25 protein-coding genes are annotated in these 24,433 nt (G+C 72.7%); 7 read left to right on the top strand and 18 right to left on the bottom strand.

Translation table 11 applies throughout. The features are described from left to right. Positions 1-384 precede the first annotated feature (384 nt). Positions 385-1,494, top strand: a complete 1,110-nt coding sequence (gene pheS / locus BM064_RS16355; protein ID WP_092861218.1) for a phenylalanine--tRNA ligase subunit alpha — start codon at positions 385-387, stop codon at positions 1,492-1,494. Positions 1,495-1,566: 72 nt separating this feature from the next. Here the strand turns inward: pheS and BM064_RS16350 are convergent, their stop codons facing one another. The 3 genes from BM064_RS16350 to argH form a co-directional block, all read right to left on the bottom strand. After that, positions 1,567-1,914, bottom strand: coding sequence for a DUF2834 domain-containing protein (locus BM064_RS16350; protein ID WP_092861216.1), 348 nt, complete (start codon positions 1,912-1,914; stop codon positions 1,567-1,569). Between the two features lies 1 nt (position 1,915). After that, positions 1,916-2,128 (bottom strand): hypothetical protein, encoded by a 213-nt coding sequence (locus BM064_RS26950; protein ID WP_143103354.1) that lies wholly within the window; start codon positions 2,126-2,128, stop codon positions 1,916-1,918. Between the two features lie 72 nt (positions 2,129-2,200). Next, complete coding sequence (gene argH, locus BM064_RS16345; RefSeq protein ID WP_092861214.1) at positions 2,201-3,634, bottom strand: argininosuccinate lyase; 1,434 nt, start codon at positions 3,632-3,634, stop codon at positions 2,201-2,203. A gap of 40 nt (positions 3,635-3,674) precedes the next feature. On the opposite strand from argH, the gene BM064_RS16340 reads away from it, so the two are divergent. From BM064_RS16340 to BM064_RS27520, 4 genes are all read left to right on the top strand, one after another. Further along, entirely contained in the window at positions 3,675-4,268 is a 594-nt protein-coding gene (locus BM064_RS16340; protein ID WP_177236295.1) for a TlpA disulfide reductase family protein, read from the top strand. 196 nt (positions 4,269-4,464) lie between these two features. Then, a complete protein-coding gene (locus BM064_RS16335; RefSeq protein WP_092861210.1) occupies positions 4,465-5,325 on the top strand; it encodes a glycosyltransferase in 861 nt (286 codons plus the stop codon). Between the two features lie 148 nt (positions 5,326-5,473). Then, positions 5,474-5,740, top strand: coding sequence for a spike base protein, RCAP_Rcc01079 family (locus BM064_RS16330; protein WP_092861208.1), 267 nt, complete (start codon positions 5,474-5,476; stop codon positions 5,738-5,740). A gap of 2 nt (positions 5,741-5,742) precedes the next feature. Beyond that, complete coding sequence (locus BM064_RS27520; protein WP_177236294.1) at positions 5,743-5,907, top strand: hypothetical protein; 165 nt, start codon at positions 5,743-5,745, stop codon at positions 5,905-5,907. A 71-nt stretch (positions 5,908-5,978) separates the two neighbouring features. Here the strand turns inward: BM064_RS27520 and BM064_RS16325 are convergent, their stop codons facing one another. From BM064_RS16325 to BM064_RS16290, 8 genes are all read right to left on the bottom strand, one after another. Continuing rightward, positions 5,979-6,560, bottom strand: a complete 582-nt coding sequence (locus BM064_RS16325; protein ID WP_092861206.1) for a YceI family protein — start codon at positions 6,558-6,560, stop codon at positions 5,979-5,981. Continuing rightward, complete coding sequence (locus BM064_RS16320) at positions 6,557-7,123, bottom strand: cytochrome b (protein WP_092861204.1); 567 nt, start codon at positions 7,121-7,123, stop codon at positions 6,557-6,559. The genes BM064_RS16325 and BM064_RS16320 overlap by 4 nt, the downstream gene beginning before the upstream one ends. A gap of 82 nt (positions 7,124-7,205) precedes the next feature. Beyond that, positions 7,206-7,802 (bottom strand): YceI family protein, encoded by a 597-nt coding sequence (locus BM064_RS16315; protein ID WP_092861202.1) that lies wholly within the window; start codon positions 7,800-7,802, stop codon positions 7,206-7,208. A 204-nt stretch (positions 7,803-8,006) separates the two neighbouring features. After that, positions 8,007-8,633, bottom strand: a complete 627-nt coding sequence (locus BM064_RS16310; protein WP_092861200.1) for a YceI family protein — start codon at positions 8,631-8,633, stop codon at positions 8,007-8,009. A 162-nt stretch (positions 8,634-8,795) separates the two neighbouring features. After that, positions 8,796-9,371, bottom strand: coding sequence for a cytochrome b (locus BM064_RS16305; protein ID WP_092861198.1), 576 nt, complete (start codon positions 9,369-9,371; stop codon positions 8,796-8,798). Positions 9,372-9,460: 89 nt separating this feature from the next. Further along, on the bottom strand, positions 9,461-10,048 hold the full coding sequence (locus BM064_RS16300; protein ID WP_177236293.1) for a YceI family protein: 588 nt from the start codon (positions 10,046-10,048) through the stop codon (positions 9,461-9,463). Positions 10,049-10,317: 269 nt separating this feature from the next. Then, positions 10,318-11,193: a 3-hydroxybutyryl-CoA dehydrogenase gene (locus BM064_RS16295; protein WP_092861194.1), complete on the bottom strand. Its 876-nt coding sequence runs from the start codon at positions 11,191-11,193 to the stop codon at positions 10,318-10,320. 88 nt (positions 11,194-11,281) lie between these two features. Then, entirely contained in the window at positions 11,282-13,525 is a 2,244-nt protein-coding gene (locus BM064_RS16290; protein WP_177236292.1) for a ComEC/Rec2 family competence protein, read from the bottom strand. A 147-nt stretch (positions 13,526-13,672) separates the two neighbouring features. Between BM064_RS16290 and gltX the strand changes: the two genes are divergently transcribed. Together gltX and gltA are read left to right on the top strand one after the other, a co-directional pair. Next, positions 13,673-15,103, top strand: a complete 1,431-nt coding sequence (gltX, locus tag BM064_RS16285) for a glutamate--tRNA ligase (protein WP_092861190.1) — start codon at positions 13,673-13,675, stop codon at positions 15,101-15,103. Between the two features lie 137 nt (positions 15,104-15,240). Next, positions 15,241-16,536: a citrate synthase gene (gene gltA / locus BM064_RS16280; RefSeq protein WP_425426173.1), complete on the top strand. Its 1,296-nt coding sequence runs from the start codon at positions 15,241-15,243 to the stop codon at positions 16,534-16,536. A gap of 561 nt (positions 16,537-17,097) precedes the next feature. Here the strand turns inward: gltA and BM064_RS16275 are convergent. The 7 genes from BM064_RS16275 to bamA form a co-directional block, all read right to left on the bottom strand. Then, complete coding sequence (locus BM064_RS16275) at positions 17,098-17,310, bottom strand: hypothetical protein (RefSeq protein WP_092861186.1); 213 nt, start codon at positions 17,308-17,310, stop codon at positions 17,098-17,100. Positions 17,311-17,464: 154 nt separating this feature from the next. After that, entirely contained in the window at positions 17,465-18,670 is a 1,206-nt protein-coding gene (gene lpxB, locus BM064_RS16270; RefSeq protein ID WP_092861184.1) for a lipid-A-disaccharide synthase, read from the bottom strand. Beyond that, on the bottom strand, positions 18,667-19,560 hold the full coding sequence (locus BM064_RS16265) for an LpxI family protein (RefSeq protein WP_092861182.1): 894 nt from the start codon (positions 19,558-19,560) through the stop codon (positions 18,667-18,669). The genes lpxB and BM064_RS16265 overlap by 4 nt, the downstream gene beginning before the upstream one ends. Before the next feature lie 4 nt (positions 19,561-19,564). Continuing rightward, positions 19,565-20,371, bottom strand: coding sequence for an acyl-ACP--UDP-N-acetylglucosamine O-acyltransferase (gene lpxA / locus BM064_RS16260; protein ID WP_092861180.1), 807 nt, complete (start codon positions 20,369-20,371; stop codon positions 19,565-19,567). A gap of 2 nt (positions 20,372-20,373) precedes the next feature. Then, complete coding sequence (fabZ, locus tag BM064_RS16255) at positions 20,374-20,904, bottom strand: 3-hydroxyacyl-ACP dehydratase FabZ (protein ID WP_092861178.1); 531 nt, start codon at positions 20,902-20,904, stop codon at positions 20,374-20,376. A gap of 177 nt (positions 20,905-21,081) precedes the next feature. Then, entirely contained in the window at positions 21,082-21,900 is an 819-nt protein-coding gene (locus BM064_RS16250) for an OmpH family outer membrane protein (protein ID WP_092861176.1), read from the bottom strand. Positions 21,901-21,902: 2 nt separating this feature from the next. Next, the gene (gene bamA, locus BM064_RS16245) at positions 21,903-24,395 is read right to left on the bottom strand and encodes an outer membrane protein assembly factor BamA (RefSeq protein WP_177236291.1); all 2,493 of its coding nucleotides are present in this window, start codon (positions 24,393-24,395) and stop codon (positions 21,903-21,905) included. Between the last annotated feature and the right edge of the window lie 38 nt (positions 24,396-24,433).

Below are 24,433 nucleotides of genomic sequence, written 5' to 3'. Positions count from 1 at the left end.
CGAGCGAGTGCTCAGCATGTTTTGACCCCAAGAATCCGGCGCTAAGCTCCCCAGCCGCGCCGAGTTTCCATCTAACCGTAACGTCGCGTGTCGTCCGGACGGCCCCCCGCCCGGATATTCAAGGTCCGTTCAATTGAACCCTGAATGTGAAATGAACCATACATGAACCGATCCGTTCAGGCAACCGTCATTCGCACCCGACTGTTCGCAGATGCGTGACTCGTCTCGCGGTTGCACGCGGCGACGTGAGGCGCGCGCCCGCGCGGTCGCGGCCCTTGCGTTCGCGTCCCGCGCTGGCTATCGCCCGAGCACGGATTTCCAGGCGAGGCGGCCCGCCTCCCGCGCACCGGCGCGGGCGAGGCGCGCCGCGGTGCGGAGGACGGCATGGACGGCCAGGACGACTACGGGCAGGGCGGCGCGGCGGAGCTCGAGGGGCTGCGCGCCCAGTGGTTCGCCCGCATCGCCGAGGCCGCGGACGAGTCCGCGCTCGAGACGGTGCGCGTCGGCGCGCTGGGCAAGAAGGGCGAGGTCAGCCTGAAGATGCGCGAGCTGGGCAAGATGACGCCCGAGCAGCGCCAGACCGCCGGCCCCGCGCTGAACGCGCTGAAGGACGAGCTGAACTCGGCGCTGGCCGCGCGCCGCGCCTCGCTGGCCGACGCCGCCCTGGCCGAGCGGCTGCGGGCGGAGTGGCTGGACGTGACCCTCGCCCCGCGGCCCTCGCGCCGCGGCGCCATCCACCCCGTCTCCCAGGTCACCGAGGAGGTCGCCGCGATCTTCGCCGACATGGGCTTCGGCGTGGCCGAAGGCCCCCAGATCGAGACGGCGTGGTACAATTTCGACGCGCTCAACATCCCCGGCCACCATCCGGCCCGCGCCGAGATGGACACGTTCTACATGGCCCGCGCCGACGGCGGCGACCCGCATGTCCTGCGCACCCACACCTCCCCGGTGCAGATCCGCACCATGCAGGCCGAGGGCGCGCCGCTGCGCATCATCGCCCCGGGCCGGGTCTATCGCTCGGACTTCGACCAGACCCACACGCCGATGTTCCACCAGGTCGAGGGGCTCGCGATCGACCGCGACATCTCGATGGCGAACCTCAAGTGGGTGCTGGAGGAGTTCTTCGCCGCCTTCTTCGAGGTCGACGGCGTCGAGACCCGGTTCCGCGCCTCGCACTTCCCGTTCACCGAGCCGTCGGCCGAGGTCGACATCCGCTGCTCCTGGGTCGACGGACAGCTGAAGGTCGGCGAGGGCGACGGCTGGCTCGAGGTGCTGGGCTCGGGCATGGTGCACCCCAAGGTGCTGGAATACGGCGGCATCGACCCCAGCCAGTGGCAGGGCTTCGCCTTCGGCATGGGGATCGACCGGATCGCGATGCTGAAATACGGCATCCCCGACCTGCGCGCCTTCTTCGACAGCGACCTGCGCTGGCTGCGCCACTACGGCTTCGCGGCCCTCGACATCCCGACCATGCGGGGCGGCCTCAGCGCCTGAGCGCCCGGGGCCCGGAAACGACGAAGGCCGGCCCCCCGGGGCCGGCCTTCGCGCTTCTTGCGGGCGTCGGTCTCACCACTTCTCGTCGCGGGCCTTGATCGCCTGGCGCGGCTTGCGCGTCAGGAACCACAGGAACAGCGGCAGGCCGGCGCTGACGCCGATGCCCCAGGTGACGGGCAGGCACACCAGGCTCGCCCAGTCGCGGCGCGCGAAGACATGGGCCAGCGTCGCGAGGCTGACCGTCACCGCGGCGATGCCGAGGTCCCACAACATGCCCGTGGCGGCGTCGTTGACCGTCCAGGCCCCGACCAGGCCGGACCAGGAATAGCCGTTCGCATCCGCCCAGGCCTTGAAGTGCAGCATCGGAAACACCGCCCCGGCCACGGCCAGGAGCAGCCAGAGAATCCCAAGACGTCCCATCTCAGAAATCCTGGAGGTCTTGGATCGGCCGCGTGACCTCGCCCGGCGCGATCAGCTGGGGCGCATCGCTGCGCACCGCGTCGGCCGGCGGGACCGGATCGCCCTTGCGCGCGCAGCCGGCGACGGCGACGGCGGCGAGGACCGCCAGCATCGCCACGCCCGGCGCGCCCGAGGGCAGAATGCGGGCGACGGCCCGCGGTTGTGGAATACGCATTCCCATCACTCCCCAGCGATGCCCCCACCCGGCGGCGATTGTCGCCGCTCCGGCGCCGGGGGTCGATCTTTTTTACGCAGTCTTTTCCGCGGCGAGACGCTCGCGCCAGGCGGCGGCCTGGGCGCGGACGTTGGCGGGCGCGGTCCCGCCGTAGGAGGTGCGCGAGGCGACCGAAGCCTCCACCGTCAGCACATTGAATACGTCCGCGGTGATCGCAGGGTTCACCGCCTGCATCTCGACCAGCGACAGGTCGGGCAGGTCGCGGTGGGTGTCCTCGGCGAGCTTCACCAGCGCCCCCACCACATGGTGCGCGTCGCGGAACGGCAGCCCCGCCTCGCGCACCAGCCAGTCGGCGAGATCCGTCGCCGTGGAGAAGCCCGAGGCCGCCGCCGCGCGCAGGTTCTGCGCCTGGGGGAGCATGTCGCGCACCATCCCCTCCATCGCCGCCAGCGCCAGCATCAGGGAGTCGGCCGCGTCGAAGGCCTGCTCCTTGTCCTCCTGCATGTCCTTGGAATAGGCCATGGCGAGGCCTTTCATGACCGTCGACAGCCCCACGAAGGCCCCGGTGATCCGGCCGACCTTGGCGCGGACCAGCTCGGCCGCGTCCGGGTTGCGCTTCTGCGGCATGATCGAGGAGCCGGTCGAGAACCGGTCCGACAGCCGCACGAAGCGGAACTGCGCCGAGGACCAGATCACCAGCTCCTCCGCGAAGCGGCTCAGGTGGGTGCCGGTGATCGACGCCGCGGCCAGGAACTCCAGCGCGAAGTCGCGATCCGCCACCGTATCCAGCGAATTCGCCGTCGGCCGGTCGAAGCCCAGCGCCTTCGCCGTCATGTGCCGGTCGAGCGGGAAGCCGGTGCCGGCCAGCGCCGCGGCGCCCAGCGGGCACTCGTTCATCCGCGCCCGCGCGTCCGCGAAGCGGGAGCGGTCGCGGGCGAACATCTCCACATAGGCCATCATGTGATGGCCCCAGGTGACGGGCTGGGCGGTCTGCAGGTGGGTGAAGCCCGGCATCGGCAGGTCGGCGCCGGCCTCGGCCTGGCCGAGCAGCGCCTCGATCAGGGCGGTCAGGCCCGTCACGGCGGCGTCGGCCTGGTCGCGGACCCACATGCGGAAATCGAGCGCCACCTGGTCGTTGCGCGAGCGGGCGGTGTGCAGGCGCCCCGCCGCCGGGCCGATCAGCTCGCGCAGGCGGTTCTCCACGTTCATGTGGATGTCTTCCAGCGCGGTCGAGAACCGGAAGGTCCCCGCATCGATCTCTGACAAGACGGTGAGCAGGCCCGCGTCGATCTGGTCGCGGTCTTCGTCCGTGATAATACCTTGGGCGGCGAGCATGGCCGCATGGGCGCGGGACCCTGCGACATCCTGGGCGGCCAGCCGCTTGTCGAAGCCGATCGAGGCGTTGATCGCCTCCATGATCGCGTCGGGGCCGGAGGCGAAGCGCCCGCCCCACATCGCGTTGGCGCCCGTCGCTTCGGCGGTGGGGGTCGGTTTGTCGTCGCTCATCCGGGGACCTCGTCCTCGCGTGGAATTGGGGGAGAGAACCATGCGCCTCGCCGGTCTCGTCGCGCTCGTCATAGGCGCCGCCGCGATCTTTGCAAACCCCGCGGCGGCGGGCGAGGGCCTGACCCCCGCCCAGCGGCAGGAGATCGCCGGGCTGAGCACCGGGGCCATGGCCAAGTTCGCCCTGCGCGAGTCGCTCGGCGATCCGCTCGAGGCGGAGTTCGTCAACGCAAACGGCGCGCCGGCCACGGTCGCCGATTTCGCGGGCAAGGTGACGGTGCTCAACCTCTGGGCCACCTGGTGCCCGCCCTGCCTGAAGGAGATGCCGGCGCTGAACGAGCTGCAGGCGGCGCTGAAGGGCTCGGGCGCGCAGGTGGTCACGGTCGCCGTGCAGTCGGGCGGCCGCGCGAAGGCGAAGGATTTCCTCAAGGAGAAGATGCTTTACGAGCTGCCGGCCTACGCGGACGAGCGCAACGCGCTGCCGCGGGAGGTGGGGATCCTGGGCCTGCCGACGACCCTGATCCTCGACCCCCAGGGCCGCGAGATCGGCCGCCTGCAGGGCGACGCCGAGTGGAACGCGCCCGAGGCCGAGGCGCTGCTGCGCCGCCTCGCCGAGATGACCGCCGCGGGGGGCTGATCCTCCGGCGGCGCGCCCGCGGCGGCCCGCGGGAGGCCCGGGGTCAGGCCCGGCGCGCGCGTGTTGCGGGCGGCGCGCCGGCTCCGGACGATTGGTCGCGCGGCGGGCGCCGGCGCCGCGGGCGGCTTGCCCGCACGTCGCGGCGCCTCTAGGCAGGCGGGAGCCCCGACGCCCGCAGGACGCTCCCGAAACGCCCATGACCGAACCGGCCGCCGCGCCCGCGCTGGGCGTCATCATCCCCGCCAACGACGAGGAAGACCACATCGGCCGCTGCCTCGCCGCGGTGCTGGCCCAGCGCGGCCTGGGGCCGGGGGCGCTGGAGGTGATCGTCGCCGCCAACGGCTGCACCGACGCCACCGTGGCCCGCGCCCGGGCGCTCGCCCCCGACTTCGCCGCGAAGGGCTGGCGGCTGGAGGTGCTGGACATCCCCCGGGGCGGCAAGACCCACGCGCTCAACCTCGGCGACGCGGCCGCGACCGCCGGGGCGCGGGCCTATCTCGACGCCGACGTGACGATGGACCCCGACCTGCTCGCCGCCACGGCGAAGGCGCTGGCCCGGCCCGGGCCGCTCTACGTCGCCGGCCGCCTGCGGGTGGTCCGCGCGAAAAGCTGGGTGACGCGGCGCTACGCCGAGCTGTGGACCCGCCTGCCCTTCATGCGCCCCGGCTCCGCCCCCGGCGCGGGCTTCTTCGCGGTGAACGCCGCCGGCCGGGCGCGCTGGGGCGACTTCCCCGCGATCATCTCCGACGATTCCTTCGTGCGCTGGCGGTTCGCGCCCGCCGAGCGCCTGGAGCTGCCCGCCGGCTACGACTGGCCGATGGTCGAGGGCTTCGCGGGCCTGGTGCGCGTGCGCCGCCGCCAGGATGCAGGAATGCGGGAGCTGCAGCGCCTGCACCCCGAGCTCGCGGCCAACGAGGGCAAGGCCGCGATGCGCCGCGCCGACCACCTGCGCCTGCTCGCCGCCGCGCCGGTCAGCTACGCGGTCTACGTGGCCGTCTCCCTCGCCGTCCGGCTCGGCGGGCGCGACGGGGCGGAGTGGTCGCGCGGACGGCGCTGACGCCCCGGGCGTCAATCGAATTTAAACCAAAGCCCCTGCATGATGGCGGCGCGCCGGGGCGGAGCCGATCCGCCGGCGTCCCTTCCTGAACCGAGCCATGACTGCGCCCCTCCCCGGGCCCGTCCCGGGCCGGCGCCGGGAGACCGCCATGCAGAACCCCTTCGACGACCGCGTCCTCGCCCTCTCCGGGCCCGCGCGCGACTATCTTCCCGTGACGCCGAACGACGGCGCGCCGCTCGAGCAGGTGGCGGTGGCGCTCTACGTCGAGGTCGGCGGCCGGGTCCGCTTCGTCTCCGAGGCCGGGGCCGAGCGCGACGTCGAGGCGCCCGACAACGGCTGGATCCTGTGCGGCATGCGCCAGGTGAAGGCGACGGGCACCACCGCCTCGGGCCTGCACGCGCTGGTGGTGGTCTGACCATGCTGCGCGGCCTGTTCGCACGGGTGGGGGCGGTGCTGCGCCGCGCCCCCCAGGGCCCGCGGCTGACGGTCGAGGACGCGACCGTCCAGGCCCAGGCCCGCCTGGCCCCGCCCCCGCGCCTGCGCGTCGAGGACGCCCAGGTGACCGCCGAGGCGCGCAGCTGACCGCCGGCCCGCGCGCGCCGCGGGCCGGTCTCTCGCCGCCTGCGCCGCCTGAAGGCGGCGCGGGCCCGCCCTCAGCGCGGGCTCGCCTCCAGGTCCACGCGGATCTCGACCGTCCGGCCCACATGGGGCGCCGCGAAGCTGACGCCGTAGGCGGTGCGGTCGATCTCTCCCGTCACCGTGAACCCCGCCACCAGCTCCCCCCCGGCCAGCGCCGAGGGGCCGTAGCGGTTCAGCCGGGCGCGCAGCGTCTCGGTCCGGGTCACGCCGTTGATCGTCAGCCGGCCGGTGATGTCGGCCACGTCCGAGGCGACCAGCCGCACCTCATGGGAGGTGAAGGTGATCTCGGGATGCGCCTCGGCGTCCAGGAAGTCGGGACCGCGCAGATAGCGGTCGCGCCCCTCCCAGGCGGTGTCGACGCTGTCGGCGCGGATCGTGAAGCTGACCGCGGCGCGCTCGACCGCGTCCGGGTCCAGCTCGATCCTCGCGTCGAACTCCCGGAACCAGCCGTGCACCAGCGAGTAGCCCAGGTGGTCGACCGAGAACTTCACCTGGCTGTGGGAGCGGTCCATCGCCCAGGTCCCGGCCCGGGCGCAGGGGGCCGCGCCCGCCCAGAGGACGAGCGCTGCGAGGCAGGCGGCGGCGTGGCGGGTCATTTTCCGGCGATCATCCGCATCAGCGTGCGGTCCTTGTGGACGAGGTGGTGGGAGAGCGCGGCGCCCACGTGCAGCGCCAGCACCACGATCAGCGCCCAGGCGCAGCCGGCGTGGACCAGGCCGAAGAGCTCGGCCAGCTCCGCGTCGCCGGGCTGCACCGGATCGGGCAGGGCGAAGAGGTCGAAGACCCGGTTCCGGATCCCGTAGCGCTCCTGCAGGTCCGAGGCCGAGGCCGTCAGCCACCCGCTCAGCGGCAGCGCCAGCGTCAGGACGTAGAGGGCGGCATGGGCGCCGATGCGCGCGCCCTCCTGCCAGGCCGGCCCGGCCTCGGGCCGGGGGGAGGGATTGGCGAGACGCCAGGCGATGCGCCCCAGCGCCAGCGCGAAGGCGACGAAGCCCCAGCTCTTGTGCAGCTGGAACAGCGCGAACTGCTGGAAGACGTCCGGCACGAAGCGGGTCATCCAGACCCCCAGCCCCAGCAGGAACAGGATCACGGCGGCGCTCGACCAGTGCAGCAGGCGCGCGGGCCAGCCCCAGCCGTGGGCGCGGTTTCGCAGGCTCATCTCGGGCTCCGGGTGCGGGGGAAGGCGGAAAAGGCCCGCGCGTCCGTGGGGGGCCGGACGCGCGGGCGACGCCGCGGGCGGATCAGCGGCCGGGGGAACGGGCCGCGATGTCCACCCGCAGCGCCATGGTGGTCGCCACCGCCGGCGCGAAGGCGCTGACCCCGTAGTCGGAGCGGTCGACCTCCCCGGTCACGGTGAAGGCGGCGAGCGTGACGCCGGGGTCCTCGGTCGAGGGGCTCATGCCGTTGAGGACCACGTCGAAGGTCTCCTCCCGGCTGACGCCCTTGATGGTGACGAGGCCGGTGACCGTCGCCTCGGTGTCCGACAGCATCCGCACGTCGGAGGAGACGAAGGTGATCCGCGGATGCGCCTCGACGTCGAGCATGTCGTCGCCGCGGATGAAGTCGTCCCGCGCGCCCCAGTCGGTGTCGATCGACTTCGCGGCGATGCTGAAGCTGACCGAGGAGGCGGTCTGCGCCACCGGGTCGAAGTCGATGGCCGCGTCGAAGTCGCGGAACCGCCCCTCGACCAGCGAGAAGCCGATGTGCTCGAGCGAGAAGGTCACCGCGGTCTTCTCGCGGTCCATGATCCAGGGCTCGGCGGCGGCGGGCAGGTCGGAGGCCAGGACCGCCGGGGAGGCGAGCGCGGCCGCGGACAGGAAGGAGCGGATCGAACGCATCTTGGGATCTCCTGCAAGGCGGTCCCGGGCGGCCGTCGAGGGCGGCGCCCTCCGGCGCCCGGGTTCTGAGCGTTGGTTCCGCCGGGGCAGGAGAAGGGAGCGGGCCCGGCGTTCACGAAACCGTGATCAAACGCGCCGCGCGCGAGTTGACAGCTGTCAACTCGCGCGCGGCGGCCGGGGGCCGTCGCCGGATCGGGCCCGGCGTCAGGGTCGGGGGCTGATCTCGAGGTCGACGCGGATCTCGACGTCCTTGCCGACATGGGGGGCGGCGAAGCTGACGCCATAGGCGGTGCGGTCGATCTCGCCGGAAATGGTGAAGCCGGCCACCACCTCGCCGCCGGCCAGCGCCGAGGGGCCGTACTTGTTCAGCGCCGCGCGCAGGGTCTCGCTGCGGGTGACGCCGTTGATCGTCAGGTCGCCGGTGATGTCGGCGACCTCGGCCGAGACCAGCCGCACCCGCGTCGAGACGAAGGAGATCACCGGATGCGCCTCGGCGTCGAGGAAGTCGGGGCCGCGCAGGTAGCGGTCGCGTCCCTCCCAGTTGGTGTCGACGCTGTCGGCGCGGATGCGGAAGCTGACGCTGGCGCGCTCGACCGCGTCGGGGTCGAGGTCGATGTCGGCGTCGAACTCGCGGAACCAGCCGTGGACCAGCGAGTAGCCCAGGTGGTCGACCGCGAACTTCACCTGGCTGTGGGAGCGGTCCATCTCCCACCGATAGGCCGCGGCGGGCGCGGCCCAGGCGAGGCTCCCGCCCAGGGCGGCGAGCAGGGCCAGCGCCCGCGCGGCCGAGCGCGCGGACCGGACCGGGGTGTTGGGGGCGTCAGGGCGCATGCGCGCAATCTCCCTCTCCGCGCGACGGTGCGGCGCACAGACTCGTCAAACCCGCGCCCCGCGTCCAGCCGGAATCGCGTGAGCACGGCGTGATCTGGAGCGGGGGGCGGGGCGTCGGGGAGGGACGGCGGCGCCGGCCGCGCGGGGCCGGCGCGCTCGGGCTCAGCCGCGGCGCGGCCAGGTCATCCGGCGCAGCACCTCGTCGCGCTTGACGAAGTGGTGCTGGATCGCCGCGCCGGCATGGGCCAGCAGGATCGCGATCATCGCCCAGGCGCAGTAGAAGTGCACCGCGCCGAAGATCTTCTCCAGCCCCCGGTCGCCGGGCTGGAACGGGTCGGGCAGGGCGAACAGGCCGAAGACCATGTTCTTGATCCCGTAGCTGTCCTGCAGCGAGGAGGCCGAGGCCATCAGCCAGCCCGAGAGCGGCATCGCCACCATCAGCACATACAGCGCCCAGTGCGCGCCCTCCGAGGCGAGCCGCTGCCAGGCGGGCGTGCCGGGAACCGGCGGCGGCGCGGGATGGGTCGCGCGCCAGACCAGGCGCAGCAGGACGAGGGCGAAGGCCACGAAGCCCCAGCTCTTGTGGACCTGGATCAGGTCGAACTGGGCGTACATGTCGGTGATCCACTGGGTCATGTAGAAGCCCAGTCCCAGCAGGAACAGGATCACGCCCGCGCTCGCCCAGTGCAGAAGCCGGGCGGGCCAGCCCCAGGCGCGGATGTCGTTGCGAAGCGGCATTGCCAGGTCCTCGACAGGCGGCCGTCGCCCTCGGGGCGGCGGGAAAGGGGGGGCGGACGGGCCCGCAGGCCCGCCCGAACCTCGCGCGATCACTTCGCGGGCGAGGCCTCCAGGTCGATGCGCACCGGCATCGTCGCGGCGACGGCCGGGGCGAAATAGTCCACGCCGTAGGCGGTGCGGTCCAGCTCGCCCTCGATGGTGAAGCCGACCACGGTCACGTCGGGGTCCAGCGGCGAGGGGCCGGTCTTGTTGAGGGTGACGTCGAAGGTCTCCTCGTTGGTCACGCCCTTGATGGTCACCTCGCCGGTGACCTTGGCCTGCGTGTCGGAGATCACCTCGACCGATTTCGAGACGAAAGTGATCTCGGGGTGGTTCTCGACGTCGAGCATGTCGCCCGACTTGATGTGCTGGTCGCGGGCGTCCCAGCCGGTGTCGATCGAGCCGGCCTGCAGGGTGAAGCTCACGCTCGAGCCGGCCAGGTTCTCGGGATCGTAGTCGATGTCGGCCGAGAAGTCGTTGAAGCGGCCGTGGATCACCGAGAAGCCGACGTGGTCGACCGAGAAGATCACCGCAGCGTGGGAGCGGTCCATCGCGTAGGGCTCGGCGGCCGCGGGCAGCGCGGCGAGGAGACCGGCGGCGAGGCCGAAGGCGGGGGCGAAGGCGAGGGGGAGGCGCATGGTCGTGTCTCCGGGGTCAGGTTGCGTTGCGGCATACTTCGCATCGCTCGTTCCGGGAGAAAAGCCGTTCAGGCCCGCACCAATTGTTTCCGGAATCGGCATTGACGATTGCGTGTGCGGATCGTGCGCGGACTTGGCCAAGTCCTTGCCGCATCAGGTTTTGCCGGCGGAGGCCCCGCGCCCGGCCCCTCGCGGCGGGCTCGAGTGGCCCCGGAGGCGCCCGGCCGGCGCGGGGCGCCGGCCGTCTCGCGGGTGCACAATCGACCGCCTCAGCGGGTGGGGACCGGCGCCTCGCCGCGGTAGTCGTAGAAGCCGCGGCCGGATTTGCGGCCCAGCCAGCCGGCCTCGACGTATTTCACCAGCAGCGGGCAGGGGCGGTACTTGGTGTCCGCCAGCCCGTCGTGCAGCACGTTCATGATCGCGAGGCACACGTCGAGCCCGATGAAGTCCGCCAGCTGCAGCGGCCCCATCGGGTGGTTCGCGCCCAGCCGCATGGCCTTGTCGATGCTCTCGACCGTGCCGACGCCCTCGTAGAGGGTGTAGACCGCCTCGTTGATCATCGGCAGCAGGATGCGGTTGACGATGAAGGCGGGGAAATCCTCGGCGCTCGCCGCGGTCTTGCCCAGCGAGGCGACCACCTGCTTGAGCTCCTCGAACGTCGCTTGGTCGGTGGCGATGCCGCGGATCAGCTCCACCAGCTCCATCACCGGGACGGGGTTCATGAAGTGGAAGCCCATGAACCGCTCGGGCCGGTCGGTCTGGGAGGCGAGGCGCGTGATCGAGATCGAGGAGGTGTTCGAGGTCAGGATCGTCCGCTCGCCCAGATGCGGCGCGAGGGAGGCGAAGATCTGGTTCTTGATCTTCTCGTTCTCGGTCGCCGCCTCGATCACCAGGTCGGCCTGGGCCACGGGAACCAGGTCGGTGGTCTTGGCGATGCGGCCCAGGGCGTCGGCCTTGTCGGCCTCGGTGATCGCGCCTCGGCCGATCTGGCGGTCGAGGTTCTTCTCGATCTGGCCGAGCGCCTTGTCGATCCGGGCCTCGTCGATGTCGTTGAGAAAGACGTCGTAGCCCGCCAGCGCGAACACGTGGGCGATGCCGTTGCCCATCTGCCCCGCCCCGATGACGCCGACCGATTTGATCGCCATGCCGCGCACGCCCTTGCTGCCCTGAGATTTCGAGGCCGCACCCTATGCGCCGGGGGCCCGAGCGGCAAGAGCGGCCGGGTCGGGGGCCTCAGTCGACCGGATCGCGCTGCGGATCGGCGCGGCCCCAGAGCCGCAGGCGCGCGTCGGAGAGCGAGCCGCGGATCCGCACGCCCCCCGAATCCGGCCCGCCCTCGGGACCGTCGTCGGGTTCGATCGAGACGGCGCCGAGGCCGCGCAGCGCGTCCCCGTCCAGCGTCACGCAGGGCCCGGGCGCGCCGGCGCCGGGGCGGGCGGAATAGGCGAGCACCACGGTGCGGGCCGCGCAGTCCTCCTGCAGCCGCTCGGGGGTGACGATGCCGCCCAGCAACACCACCCGCCAGCCGTTGGCGAGCGCGGCCTCCGCCCGGCGGGGCTGGCGGTCGATGCCCGGGCGGCCGGCGGCGACGGCCTGCTCGACCGGGTCGCCGTCGTTGGCGAGCCAGGTCTCGATGGCGTAGCCGGCGCCGCGGGCGCGGTCGACGGCGCGGCCCTGCTCGCCCAGCACCCCCATGGCGGCGGCGCGCGGGGCGATCAGCAGCTCCGGGCGCTCGCCCCCCGGGATCCAGATCGCCGCCGCGGCCAGCATCGCCGCAAGGCCCGCGAGCCGCAGGCGGGAGGCCCAGATCACCAGCCACAACCCGCCCAGCGCCAGCAGCGGCAGCGCGACCGGCGGCGGCGAGGAGACCGGGCGCACGGCGAGCGGCAGGCCCGCGAAGACCTGGGCGATGTCGAGGATCACGCCGACCCCCCAGCCCATCGCGGTCAGCGGCCACTGGTGCAGCCCCAGCGGCGCCAGCGCGGCCGAGAGCGCGCCCATCGGCGCCACCCAGAAGGCCATGACCGGCGCCGCCAGCAGGTTGGCGGGCAGGCCCCAGGTGGTCATGCGGTTGAAATGCGCCGCCGCGAAGGGCGCGGTTGCGGCGCCCGCGACCAGCGAGGTCAGCAGCAGCCCGCCCGCCCACAGCAGGATGCGCCGGCCCCGGCCGGACTCGTGGGAGGGGCGCAGCCAGCGGCGGTCGCGGGCGAACTCCCACGCGCCGACCAGCGCGGCGGTGGCGGCGAAGGACATCTGGAAGCCCGCGTCCATCAGGCTCTCGGGCCGGATCAGCAGGATCGCCACCGCGGCGGCGGCGAGCGCGCGCAGGCTGATGGCGGGGCGGTCGACCATGATCGCGATCAGCGCGGCGGCGGCCATCACGAAGGCCCGCTGCGTGGCGACCGAAGCGCCCGAGAGCGCGAGGTATCCCGCCGCCGCCGCCAGCGCCGCGCCGGCGGCGACCTTCTTGGTGGGCACGCGCACCGCCAGCCACGGCCAGCAGGCGAGCAGGAAGCGCGCGCTCCAGAAGGCGATGGCCGCGAGCAGCCCCATGTGCAGGCCCGAGATCGCCAGCAGGTGCGCGAGGTTCGAATCGCGCAGCGCCTGCATCTCGTCGCCGCGCACCTCCTCCCGGCTGCCGGTGAGGATGGCGGCGGCGAAGGCGCCCTCGCGGTTGGGCAGGGCGGCGAGGATGCCGTCGGTCAGCCGGCCGCGGAGGCGCTCCACCGCCAGGGCGACCTGCGCGAGGCTCCAGGGATCGGGGGCGGCGGTCTCGACCACGTCGGGATGGGCGGCGACCAACGGGCCGCGGGCGAAGCCGATGGCGCCCAGCGACTCGAACCAAGCATGGCGGCGGAAGTCGAAGCCGCCGGGCTCGACCGGGCCCTCGGGGGGCCCGAGCTGGGCGAAGACCTCGATGCGCTCGCCGAGCGAGACCTTGCGCGCGAAGGCGCCCTCGAGCAGCGTCACCCGCACCCGCCTCGGCGTCTCGCCGGGGGAGAGGCCGTAGATCACCACGTCGCGCAGCTCCACCCGCCGCCGGTCGGTGTGGGAGCGGGTGATCTCCGCCACCCGGCCCTGGACGGTCGCGTCGATCCGCTCGGCCAGCACCGGGGCTGCGACGACGCCCGCGCGCAGGGAGGCGGAGGCGAATCCCGCCGCCACCAGCCCCACCGCGACCAGCAGGGCGGCGGCGATCGGGGGCAGGGCGGTTGTTCCGGGGATCCGGCGGCCCATCATCAGGATCGGCACGATGGCCGCGGGCAGCGCCACGCAGGCCGCGACCGCCCAGCCGTCGGGCTCGGCCAGGAGGGAGAAGTAGATCCAGATGCCCAGCCCCAGGAAGGCCGGCGCCCAGAGCGGCGCGCGCCGCCGCTCGCGCTCGACGAGCCCCGCCCACGCGTCGGCCGCGCGCCGCAGGGGCGCGGCGCTCCACCGCGCGGGGGCGACGGACGGGTTGTGCGGGACATCGGGCATTGCCATAACAGCGCCGCACTTTAGCCGAATTCGGACCGCGTGCCAGCGGGACTCCCACGGCCGACGCCGAAAACCTCGCGACCCTGCGCCCCGACCCCGGGCCGACGCCCAGCGCAGCGACCCCGCGACCCGACCCAGTGAAGGCCCATGACCTCCGATACTCCCCGCTCCAAGCCCGCCCGCCCGGTGGTGACGCGCTTCGCGCCCTCGCCCACCGGCTTCCTGCACATCGGCGGCGCGCGCACGGCGCTGTTCAACTGGCTCTACGCCCGCGGCCGCGACGGGACCTTCCTGCTGCGCATCGAGGACACCGACCGCGAGCGCTCGACCCCCGAGGCGACGCAGGCGATCCTCGACGGGCTGCGCTGGCTGGGGCTGGACTGGGACGGCGACGCGATCTCCCAGTTCGACCGGGCCGAGCGGCACCGGGAATGCGCGCTGCAGCTGCTGGAGGCCGGCGCCGCCTACCGCTGCTGGTCCTCGAAGGAGGAGATCGACGCGGCGCGCGAGCAGGCCAAGGCCGAGGGGCGGCCGCCGCTGTTCCAGTCCCCCTGGCGCGACCGCGACGACGGCGACCTGAGCCAGCCCCACGTGATCCGGCTGAAGGCGCCGCGGGAGGGCGAGGTCTCGGTCGAGGACGCGGTGCAGGGCAAGGTCACCTGGAAGGCGTCGCAGATGGACGACCTGATCCTGCTGCGCTCGGACGGGACGCCGGTCTACATGCTGGCGGTGGTCGTGGACGACCATGACATGGGCGTCACCCACGTGATCCGCGGCGACGACCACCTGACCAACGCCGCCCGGCAGGGGCTGATCTACAAGGGCCTGGGCTGGGAGGTTCCGGTCTTCGCCCACATCCCGCTGATCCACGGGCCGGACGGGGCGAAGCTGTCGAAGCGCCACGGGGCGCTGGGCATCGAGGCCTATCGCGACATGGGCTACCTGCCCGAGGCGCTGCGCAACTACCTCGCGCGGCTGGGCTGGGCGCATGGCGACGACGAGTTCTTCACCTCCGAGCAGGCGATCGCCTGGTTCGACCTGCCGCAGATCAACAAGGCCGCGGCCCGCATCGACTTCGCCAAGATGGAGCACCTCAACGGGCTGCACATCCGCGCCGCCTCCGACGCCCGGCTGGCGCAGGCGGCCGAAGATCTTCTTGCGGCGCAGCATAAGCCGCGTCCCAGCCCCGAAAAGGCGGCGGCGTTTCTTGAGGCGATGCCCGGCCTGAAGGAGCGGGCCAAGACGATCAACGAACTGATCGATCTGGCCTATTACATTTTCGCGGAGCGCCCGCTCGAGTTCGACGAGAAGGCCGAAAAGCTCCTGTCCGAGGACACGCGGGCGATGCTGGCGCGATTGACTTCGCATCTGCGGAACAATACCTCTTGGACCAGCGACGTCCTTCAGGACGTGGCAAGGAATTTCGCCGAGACAGAGGGTTTGAAGCTCGGGAAAGTGGCGCAGCCCCTGCGGGCCGCGCTGACCGGGCGAGCCGTTTCACCCAGCGTTTTCGACGTGATGGAGACGCTGGGGCGCGACGAGTGCCTCGCGCGACTGGAGGATGCCGCCGCCGGCTGATAGATCCGGAGACGGTTAGCGACGGGCGGGCCGCGCCTTGGCCCGCCGGATTGGACGACGGGCGGATCCATTCCGCTCCGCCGATGACCCAAGCGCCGCGCCGATATCCGAGCGCGCGCCAGCGAAGGGAGAGCATCTTGCCCAAGGACACCGGAAAGACCGCCACGTTCACCATCGAGGGGCAGACCCACGAGTTCCCGGTCTACTCGGGCACCCTGGGGCCGGACGTGGTGGACATCGGCAAGCTCTACGCGAAGGCCGACGTGTTCACCTTCGACCCGGGCTACACCTCGACCGGGTCCTGCGAATCGAAGATCACCTTCATCGACGGCGAGAAGGGCGAGCTGCTGTATCGCGGCTATCCGATCGAGCAGCTGGCCGAGAAGTCCCATTACCTCGAGGTCTGCTACCTGCTGCTCTACGGAGAGCTGCCGACCAAGGCGCAGATGGACGACTTCGAGACCCGGGTCACCAAGCACACCATGCTCCATGAGCAGATGCGCAACTTCTACTCCGGCTTCCGCCGGGACGCGCATCCGATGGCGGTGGTCTGCGGCGTGGTCGGCGCGATGTCGGCCTTCTACCACGACTCCACCGACATCAACGATCCCTGGCAGCGCGAGGTGGCGACGATCCGCCTGATCGCCAAGCTGCCGACGATCGTCGCCTGGGCGTTCAAGTACGCCGCCGGCCAGCCGTTCGTGTACCCGCGCAACGACCTGAACTACGCCGAGAACTTCCTGCACATGTGCTTCTCGGTCCCGGCGGAGGAGTACAAGGTGGACCCGATCCTGGCCAAGGCCATGGACCGGATCTTCACCCTGCACGCCGATCACGAGCAGAACGCCTCGACCTCGACGGTGCGCCTGGCGGGCTCCTCGGGGGCCAACCCCTTCGCCTGCATCGCCGCCGGCGTCGCCTGCCTGTGGGGTCCGGCCCACGGCGGCGCCAACCAGGCCTGCCTGGAGATGCTGCGCGAGATCGGGACGGTCGACCAGATCCCGACCTACATCAAGAAGGCCAAGGACAAGAACGATCCGTTCCGCCTGATGGGCTTCGGGCACCGCGTCTACAAGAACTTCGACCCCCGCGCGAAAGTCATGAAGGAGAGCGCCGACGAGGTGCTGGGCCTTCTGGGGATCGAGAACAACGAGACGCTGGCGGTCGCCAAGGAGCTCGAGAAGATCGCGCTCGAGGACGAGTACTTCGTCGAGAAGAAGCTCTATCCGAACGTCGACTTCTACTCGGGCATCATCCTCGAGGCGATGGGCTTCCCGACCTCGATGTTCACCCCGATCTTCGCGCTGTCGCGGACCGTGGGCTGGATCTCGCAGTGGAAGGAGATGATGGAGGAGAGCTCGAAGATCGGGCGTCCCCGCCAGCTCTACACCGGCGCGGCCTTCCGCGACTACGTGGACGTCGCCGGGCGCTGAGCCGCCCTGCGACCGACGCGACGGACAGGGCCTCCCCTCGGGGAGGCCTTTTTCGTGGCGCGGGGGGCGTGACGGCTGGCGGCGGTGGCGCGGCTTTGGGCGGAGGCGCCGCGTTGGGCGGCGCGCGGGTCGCGAGGGAGCGCCCGCGGCGCGCGGCGGGCGCGGCGCGGGGGGCGAGCCTCGCGAGGCGGGGCTCGCTCGGCCGGCGCGCTGCGCGCGGGCGGGCCCGGGGGGCCCGCAGGGGAGGCTCCGGACTCACCCAAGAACAGGCCCGCGCCCGTCCTCCGGATCCGTCCATCGCGTCCGATGCCTGAGCGACTCCCCCGCCCCGGTCAAGGACAAGCCCTGCTTCGCAGGGTCGCTTCGCGATCCTTGACCGGGGCGGGCGAGTCGCTCTGATCGGCATCCGCGATGGACGGCTCCGGAGAACAGGCGCTTGCGGAGGGGCCTGGGGCGCGGGCGGGGGCCTGCGGCGGGCGGGGGCGCGAGAGGGCCTCCGCGGGGGAGGCCCTTTCGGGGGGGCTGGTCAGGTCGGGGGGCGGGCGGCGGTCCGGGGGCGGGTCAGGTCAGGACCGTGTAGCCGATGGCGATCGCGGCCATGGCGACGACGGCCAGGACCAGCGAGTTGCGCAGGACGCGCCAGACGCCGGTGGCCTCGGCCTGGGCCCCGCCCACCTCGCTCGGGTCGGCGGGGTCGTTCAGCTCGGGCTTCACCATATCGGGGACGTCCTGGCTGCGGGTCTCCGCGGCGGCGGGATCGTGGGTGCGGCTCATCCAAGGGCCTCCTTTCGTCTCCAGCTTCGTCGCTGTCTCTGCCTGACCTATGGTGAGGGCAGGGCATGGCAACTCACGCCTGCGTCAGAAACAATCCGTTGATCCCGCGATCCGGAGCGCGGGAGGCGACGGCGGCTGGCGGAAGCGCGGAGGCTCAGCGGCGGCGCGGGCCGCGGGCGGCGGCGGCGATCACCGAGCGGGCGGCGCGCAGGGAGGGCGGGTCGCCGTCCCGGCCGAGGAGCGCCAGCGCCCGGTCGGCGGCCGCAACCTGGGCCGCACGCGCCGGCCCGGGGACGAGGAGCGCGTCGAGCGCTTCGGCCACGTCGGCGGGGACCAGGAAGTGCTGGATGAACTCCGGGATCGCGCGCTCCTTCAGGAGCAGGTTCACCAGGTTCGCGGTGTCGATCTTCAGCAGGCGCCGGGCGACGGCGGCGGTCAGCGGGTTCAGCCGGTAGCCGATCACCTGCGGCGCCCCCATCGCCGCGAGCTCCAGCGTCACCGTGCCGGAGGCGGCGAGCGCCACGTCGGAGGCGGCCATGGCGGCGAACTTGCGCAGCTCGGCCTCGGCCGGGTCCATGCCGCGGGGGTCGAGGACATGCGCCTCGACCGGCCAGGCGGCGGAGAGGGCGTGCGCCATCTCGGCGACCCCGGCGGCGGCGGGCAGGACCACCTTCAGCTCGGGATGGCGCCGCGCCAGCAGGCCCAGCGTCTCGCCGAAGGGCCCGGCGAGGCGCGAGACCTCGCCGCGGCGCGAGCCTGGCATGACGCAGACCAGGGGGCGGCCTTCGGCGCCGATCGCGGCGCGCAGGGCGACCTGCGCCTGCGGCGAGGGGCGGGGGAGGCGGCTGGCGGGGTGGCCGACGAAATCGCAGGTCATGCCCTCGGCCGTCATCCAGGGCGGCTCGAAGGGCAGGAGGGCGAGCACGTGGTCGGTATAGCGCGCCATCTTGCGCGCCCGGCCCGGCCGCCAGGCCCAGACCGAGGGGGCGACGTAGTGCACCGTGGTCAGATCCGGCCGCGCGGCCTTGGCCTTGCGGGAGACGCGCAGGCCGAAGGCGGGGCTGTCGATGGTCAGCAGCACGTCGGGACGCCAGGCCGCGACGTCCTCGACCGTCTGGGACATGCGCGCGAGGATGGCGCGCAGGCGGGGCAGCACCTCGAACAGGCCCATCACCGCGAGCTCGTCGGAGGGGAAGAGGCTGTCGAGGCCCTCGGCCTCCATCAGCTCGCCGCCGATGCCGCGGATCTCGAGGCCGCCCGGGCCCAGCTCCTCGCGCAGGGCGCGGATCAGGGGGGCGCCGAGGCGGTCGCCGGAGGCCTCGCCGGCGACGAGGTAGACGCGGAGCGGGCGGGCGGTCATGAGGACGGGGAGGCCGCGTCGGCCGGGTGACCCCAGAGGAACAGGCCGGCGGCGTCGGCGGCGGCGACGGTCTCCTCGAGGCTCAGCACCAGCACCCCGCCGGCGGCGACGACGATGCCCGCGAGGCCGGCCTCGGCCGCCTTCGCCACCGTGTCGGGGCCGATGGCGGGCAGGTCGAGGCGCCAGTCCTGGCCGGGCTTGGGGGCCTTGAGGAGCACGCCCTTGCCCTCGCCGACCCGCAGGCGGGCGGGGACGCGGGTCACTTCGGAGAGCAGCGCGTCGGTCCCGGCGACGGCCTCGACGCCCAGGCACACGCCCGAGGCGACCACCGCGGCCTGGCCCACGTCGACGGCGCCGAGCGCGGCGACCACGGCGGCGGCGCGGGCGGCGTCCTCGCGGTCGAGCTCGGAGGGCTGGACGGCGCCGAGGACGCCTTCGGGGGCCAGCAGGTTTTCCAGAAGCTCATGGGCGCCGACCATGCGGTAGCCCTCGTCCTCGAAGATCTTCGCAAAACCGCGCAGCATGCCGTCGTCGCCCTTGCGCAGCAGGGTCAGGGCCTTGGCGATCAGGGCGACGCCCTTGAGATCGAGGCGCAGGGGATCGAGCCTGGGGCGCGACATGGCGCCGGCGAAGCAGATCTGCGTCACGCCCTTCGCGCGCATCGCCTTGAACAGGCGGCCGGGCTTCTCGAAGGGCAGGTCGAGCACGTCCATGCCCTCGGCCCAGGGGGCGGAGGTCCCCTCGAAGCGCACCACCAGCAGGGGCAGGCCGCGGCGGCGGCGGTCCTCGGCGATCAGGCGGGGGAGGGCGCCGGAGCCCGCGACCAGCGCCAGGGCGCCGGCGGCTGCGGGGGGACCCGCGGGCGCGGGACCGCCTGCGGGCTCGGCCATGGGGTCAGTCCCTCGGGGTGACGAAATGACGGGAGCTCTCGGCCAGCATGAAGCGGCAGACGTCGGCGGCGAGCGGGGTGGTCCAGCGGGTCGCCGCCTCCTGCGCGCGGGCGGCGACGCCGCCCTCGGCCGAGGCGTCGAAGATGAAGTCCACGCAGGCGCGCAGGTCGGCGATATGGGCGCGGTCGGCCTTGGCGCGGCGCAGGCCGACGAGGTTCAGCCCCGCCAGCCGCGCCCGGTCGCCGGTGACCGAGGCGTAGGGGATCACGTCGCGCTCGACCCCGGTCAGCCCGCCGACGATGGCGCCCCGGCCGATGCGCGAGTGCTGGTGCACGGCCGCGTTGCCGCCGATGATCGCGCGGTCCTCGACGATCACGTGGCCGCCGAGCGGGGCGTTGTTGGCGATGATCACGCCGTTGCCGACGATGCAGTCATGGCCGACATGGGTCGAGGCCATGAACAGGCAGCCGTCGCCGACCCGGGTCAGATAGCCGCCGCCCTCGGTCCCGAGGTTCATGGTCACGTGCTCGCGGATCATGTTCCGCGCGCCGATCTCGAGGCGGCTCTCCTCGCCGGCGTATTTCAGGTCCTGCGGCTGGGCGCCGAGCACGGCGAAGGGCCACACCCGGGTGCCCTCGCCGATCGAGGTCGCGCCCTCGACCACGACGTGGGAGCGCAGCTCGACCCCGGCGGCGAGCTTCACCTTGGGGCCGACCGTGCAGAAGGGGCCGACGACGGCGTCGGCGCCGATCTCAGCCCCGTCCTCGACGATCGCGGAGGGGTGGATGCGGGTCGAGGGATCGATGGACATGCTCACCCCTGCCGGGACTTGTGGTCGGGCATCACGATCATCGCGGAGAAGTCGGCCTCGGCGCAGAGCTTGTCGTCGACCCAGGCCTCGCCCCAGAACTTCCAGATCCGGCCGCGGCCGCGCAGGATCTTCACCCGCAGCTCCATCCGGTCGCCGGGAACGACCCGGTTGCGGAAGCGGCACTTGTCGAGGGTCATGAAGTAGACCAGCAGGTCCTGGCCCTCCATGCCCAGCGTGTCGACCACCAGCACGGCGGCGGTCTGGGCCATCGCCTCGACGATCAGCACGCCGGGCATCACCGGCTCGGCCGGGAAATGGCCGGTGAACTGCGGCTCGTTCATCGTGATCATCTTGATCCCGACGCAGCTGTCGCCCTTCACCATCTTCTCGACCTTGTCGACGAGGAGGAAGGGGTAGCGATGCGGGATCATCCGCTGGATGCGGGAGATGTCGGCGGACCCGTATTCGGCCTGCGCGGGGGCGGCGGCGGCGTCGTCGCTCGCCGGCGCGTCTGCGGAAGGGGTCTCGGTCATGGTCAGGCTCTGTCTGCGTCGGTCGGCGCTCCTGATTGCAGGACGGCCGCGTCAGGTCAAGTCGCGGGCGCCGCAGGAGCCGGCCCGCGGACGCGACGCAACGTCCTCCGCGTCTTGTCGGGTTCATGGGGCGCTCATCAAAGCGGCGACCCCGCAGGGCGGCGCCGGGAGGGGCGCTCAGCGGGGCATCAGCTCTTCGGGCGGGTCGAAGCGGACGTCGCCCATCTCGGCGTCGTAGCGCTCGACGGCCAGCGCGGTGACGTCGAGCGAGGGGTCGGCGGCGGCGAGCGCGGAGGCGTCGAGCAGGACCAGCGCCCCGGTCTCGCGGCGCAGGGCCTCGAGCACGCGGGGCAGGGCGGAGGCGAGGGCCTGGCGGGCCTCCTGCGTGAACTTCTGGAACAGGGCGCGACGGTCCTGGCCGGCGGCGCGCTGGGCCTTGACCTTTCGGTCGAACTCGCGGGCGCGGGCTTCGAACTGCTCCGGGGGCAGGGTGGTCTTGAGGCGGGTGAGCTCCTGCTCCTCGACCTGCAGCTCGGTCTTCACGCGCTCGAGCTCGGCGGTGACGCGCTCCAGCGTCTCGCGCTCGGTGGCCTGCAGGGCGCGGGCGGCGGCGGAGTTTTCCAGCACGGCCTGGCGGTTGACGATCAGGATCGGGCTGCGGGGGGCCGAGATGCGGGGGCCGCGGGGCGCGTCGGGCGCGGGCGCCGGGCCGGCGACGGGCCCCTGGCCCTGCGCGGGGTCGGGATCCTGAGCGGGGTCTGGGTCCAGCGCGGGCGCAGGCGTCTGCGAAACCTCCGGGTCCTGCGCAGGCGCAGGGGCGGCGTCCGGAACGGCGTCCGGGGCGGGCGCCTCGGGCGCGGGCTGGGCCGGGGGCGTCGCGGGGGCCTGCGTCTGGCCCGCGGCGGGGACGGCGCCGGCGACGAGCGCCAGCGCCAGGACGAGGCCCGCGCCGGGGCGGGCGGCGACCGCGCGCCGCGGGGCGGGGCGCGGACGCACGATCAGAACCGGGTGCCGACCGTGAAGCGGAAGAACTCGCGGTCGTCGCTGTCCTCGTAGGCCAGCGGGTAGGCGAAGTTGAACCGCAGCGGGCCGAAGGCGCTGTCGATGTAGAGCGCGGCGCCGACCGAGGCGCGCAGCTCCATCGAGTCGTCGATGGTCACCGGCGGACGGCTGCCGCGGTCGGGGTAGGTGGTGCGGTCGAGGCCGAACAGCGTGCCCACGTCGGCGAAGACGCCGCCGTAGACGCCGAACTCCTCCGGCAGGCCGATGGGGAAGCTGACGTCCGAGCGCAGCACCGCGTAGTAGTTGCCGCCCAGCGCGTCGTCGCGGGTGTAGCTGAAGCGGCGGATCGGCTTGCGCGGCCTGCCGGTGGCCGGGTCGATGCGCACGAAGGAGGTGGTCGAATCGTCCCGCGGGCCGATGCCCGCCCTGCCGAAGCCGCGGAAGCTGTCGCCGCCCAGGAAGAAGCGGTCGGTCACCCGCAGCCCGTCGCCCGCCGAGAACAGCGCGCCGGCCTCCGCCTCGATCGAGGCCACGACCTCGTCGTCGAAGAAGCCCTGGTAGGCCTTGGCCCGCGCCACGGTGCGGCTGAACACGGTCGAGCTGCCCATGGCGGTGACGTCTTCGCTCAGCTCGATGATGTAGCCGCCGGCGGGCTCGACCGGGTCGTCGCGCTGGTCCAGCGTCCAGGTGGCGCCGACGCCCATGTAGAACTCGTCGCCCTCGTCCGCCTGGATTGCGGGGGAGGCGAAGCGCAGCACGTCGCGGATCTCGTCCTGCGACAGGCGCAGGCGGGTCTGCAGGCGCTGGTCCTCGCCCACCGGGAATTCCAGGTAGGGCAGGAACTGCAGCCGCGTCTCCTTGTAGGAGGAGTAGTCGGTGCGGTCGTCGCGCAGCCAGCCGATGTCGAAGCCGCCGGTCAGGTTGCGGTCGAGCAGGCGCGGCTCCTCGAACACCAGGCGGACCTGCTGGGTGTTGCCGGAGATCGAGAGCGAGGCCGAGAGGAACTGCCCGCGGCCGAGGAAGTTCCGCTCCGAGACGGTCAGGTCGCCGATCGGGCCGTCGGCGGAGGACAGGCCGACGCCGAAGGAGATCGAGCCGGTCAGACGCTCCTCGACCGTGGTCTTGATCACGGCGCGGTCGTCGGCGGTGCCGCGCTCGGGGCGGACCTCGACGGTCTCGAAGAAGCCCAGCTCGCGCAGGCGGGCGCGGGCCTGCTGGACTTCCTGGGCGTTGTAGGCGTCGCCCTCGGCCATGTTGAACTCGCGCCGGATGACGCGGTCGAGGGTGCGGGTGTTGCCCTCGATGTCGATGCGCTCGACGTAGACGCGCGGGCCCTCGGCGACCTCGAGGGTCACGCCGATCACCCGGTTCTCGGCGTCGGTGTCGGCGCGCGGGCGCACGTCGACGAAGGCGTAGCCCTGCTGGCCGAGCTGGAAGATCAGGTTCTCGATCGCCTGGTCCACGTCGGAGATCGAGTAGATCTCGCCGGGCTCCATCGGGAAGATCTCGGTGAAGCTTTCGGGGTCGACGCCGGGGATCTGGATGTCGAGGCCGAGGTCGCCGAAGGTGTACTGCTCGCCTTCCGACACCGTGAAGGTGATCAGGAAGTCCTCGCGGTCGGCGGCGAGCTCGGCGGTGGCCGACAGCACCTCGAAATCGGCGTAGCCGTAGTCGAGGTAATAGCGCCGCAGCAGCTCCTTGTCGTATTCCAGCCGGTCCGGGTCGTAGGTGCCGGTGGAGAAGATCCAGGCCAGCAGCCCGTTCTCGCGGGTCTGGATGGCGCCGCGCAGGCGACGGTCCGAGAACTCGCGGTTGCCCACGAAGTCGATCGAGCGGATGCCGGTCGGCTCGCCCTCGTCGATCTCGAAGACGAGGTCCACGCGGTTGTTCTCGCGCTCGATGATCACCGGTTCGACCGTGGCGCCGTAGCGGCCGGCGCGGCGGTAGAGGTCCAGCAGCGTCTGCGCGTCGCGGTCGGCGGTGGCGCGCGAGAAGGCCGCGCGCGAGGCCGAGGTGACCGAGCCCATCAGGACGTCGTCCTCGAGCTCGTCGTTGCCCTCGAAGGTCACCAGGTTGATGTAGGGCGCCTCGCGCACCTGCACGAGCAGCCCGTCGGCCATCGGCGAGATCACCACGTCCTGGAACAGGCCGGTGTCGAGCAGGCGGCGCAGGGATTCGTTGATCTGGGCGGCGGTGGCGGGCTCTCCGACCTGGACGGTCATGTAGGCCTGGATGGTCGAGTCGTCGACGCGCTGCGCCCCCTCGACCAGGATCCGCTCGACCCGCGGGACCACGGGCGCGTCCTGCGCCAGCGCCGGCGCCGCGGCGGCCAGCAGGGCCAGCGTCGAAGCCGTGGCGACGAGAGCCCCGGGAAGGGCGGCCGCCAGGGTCGCGGCCAGCGCGCGCCGGCGCAGGCCGGGCGCCGGGTCGTGCGGGCGTCCGCAGGAGGGTCCGCCGCGCCGCGCCGTGGGGGTCCGCTGTGCCGCCATGTCGTTGCTCTCCGCCTCGTTCCGGACCGGCCCGACCG

The sequence above is a fragment of the Albimonas pacifica genome (genome assembly GCF_900113695.1).
Classification (GTDB): Bacteria; Pseudomonadota; Alphaproteobacteria; order Rhodobacterales; family Rhodobacteraceae; genus Albimonas; species Albimonas pacifica.
This window is presented reverse-complemented; position numbering and strand designations above follow the sequence as displayed.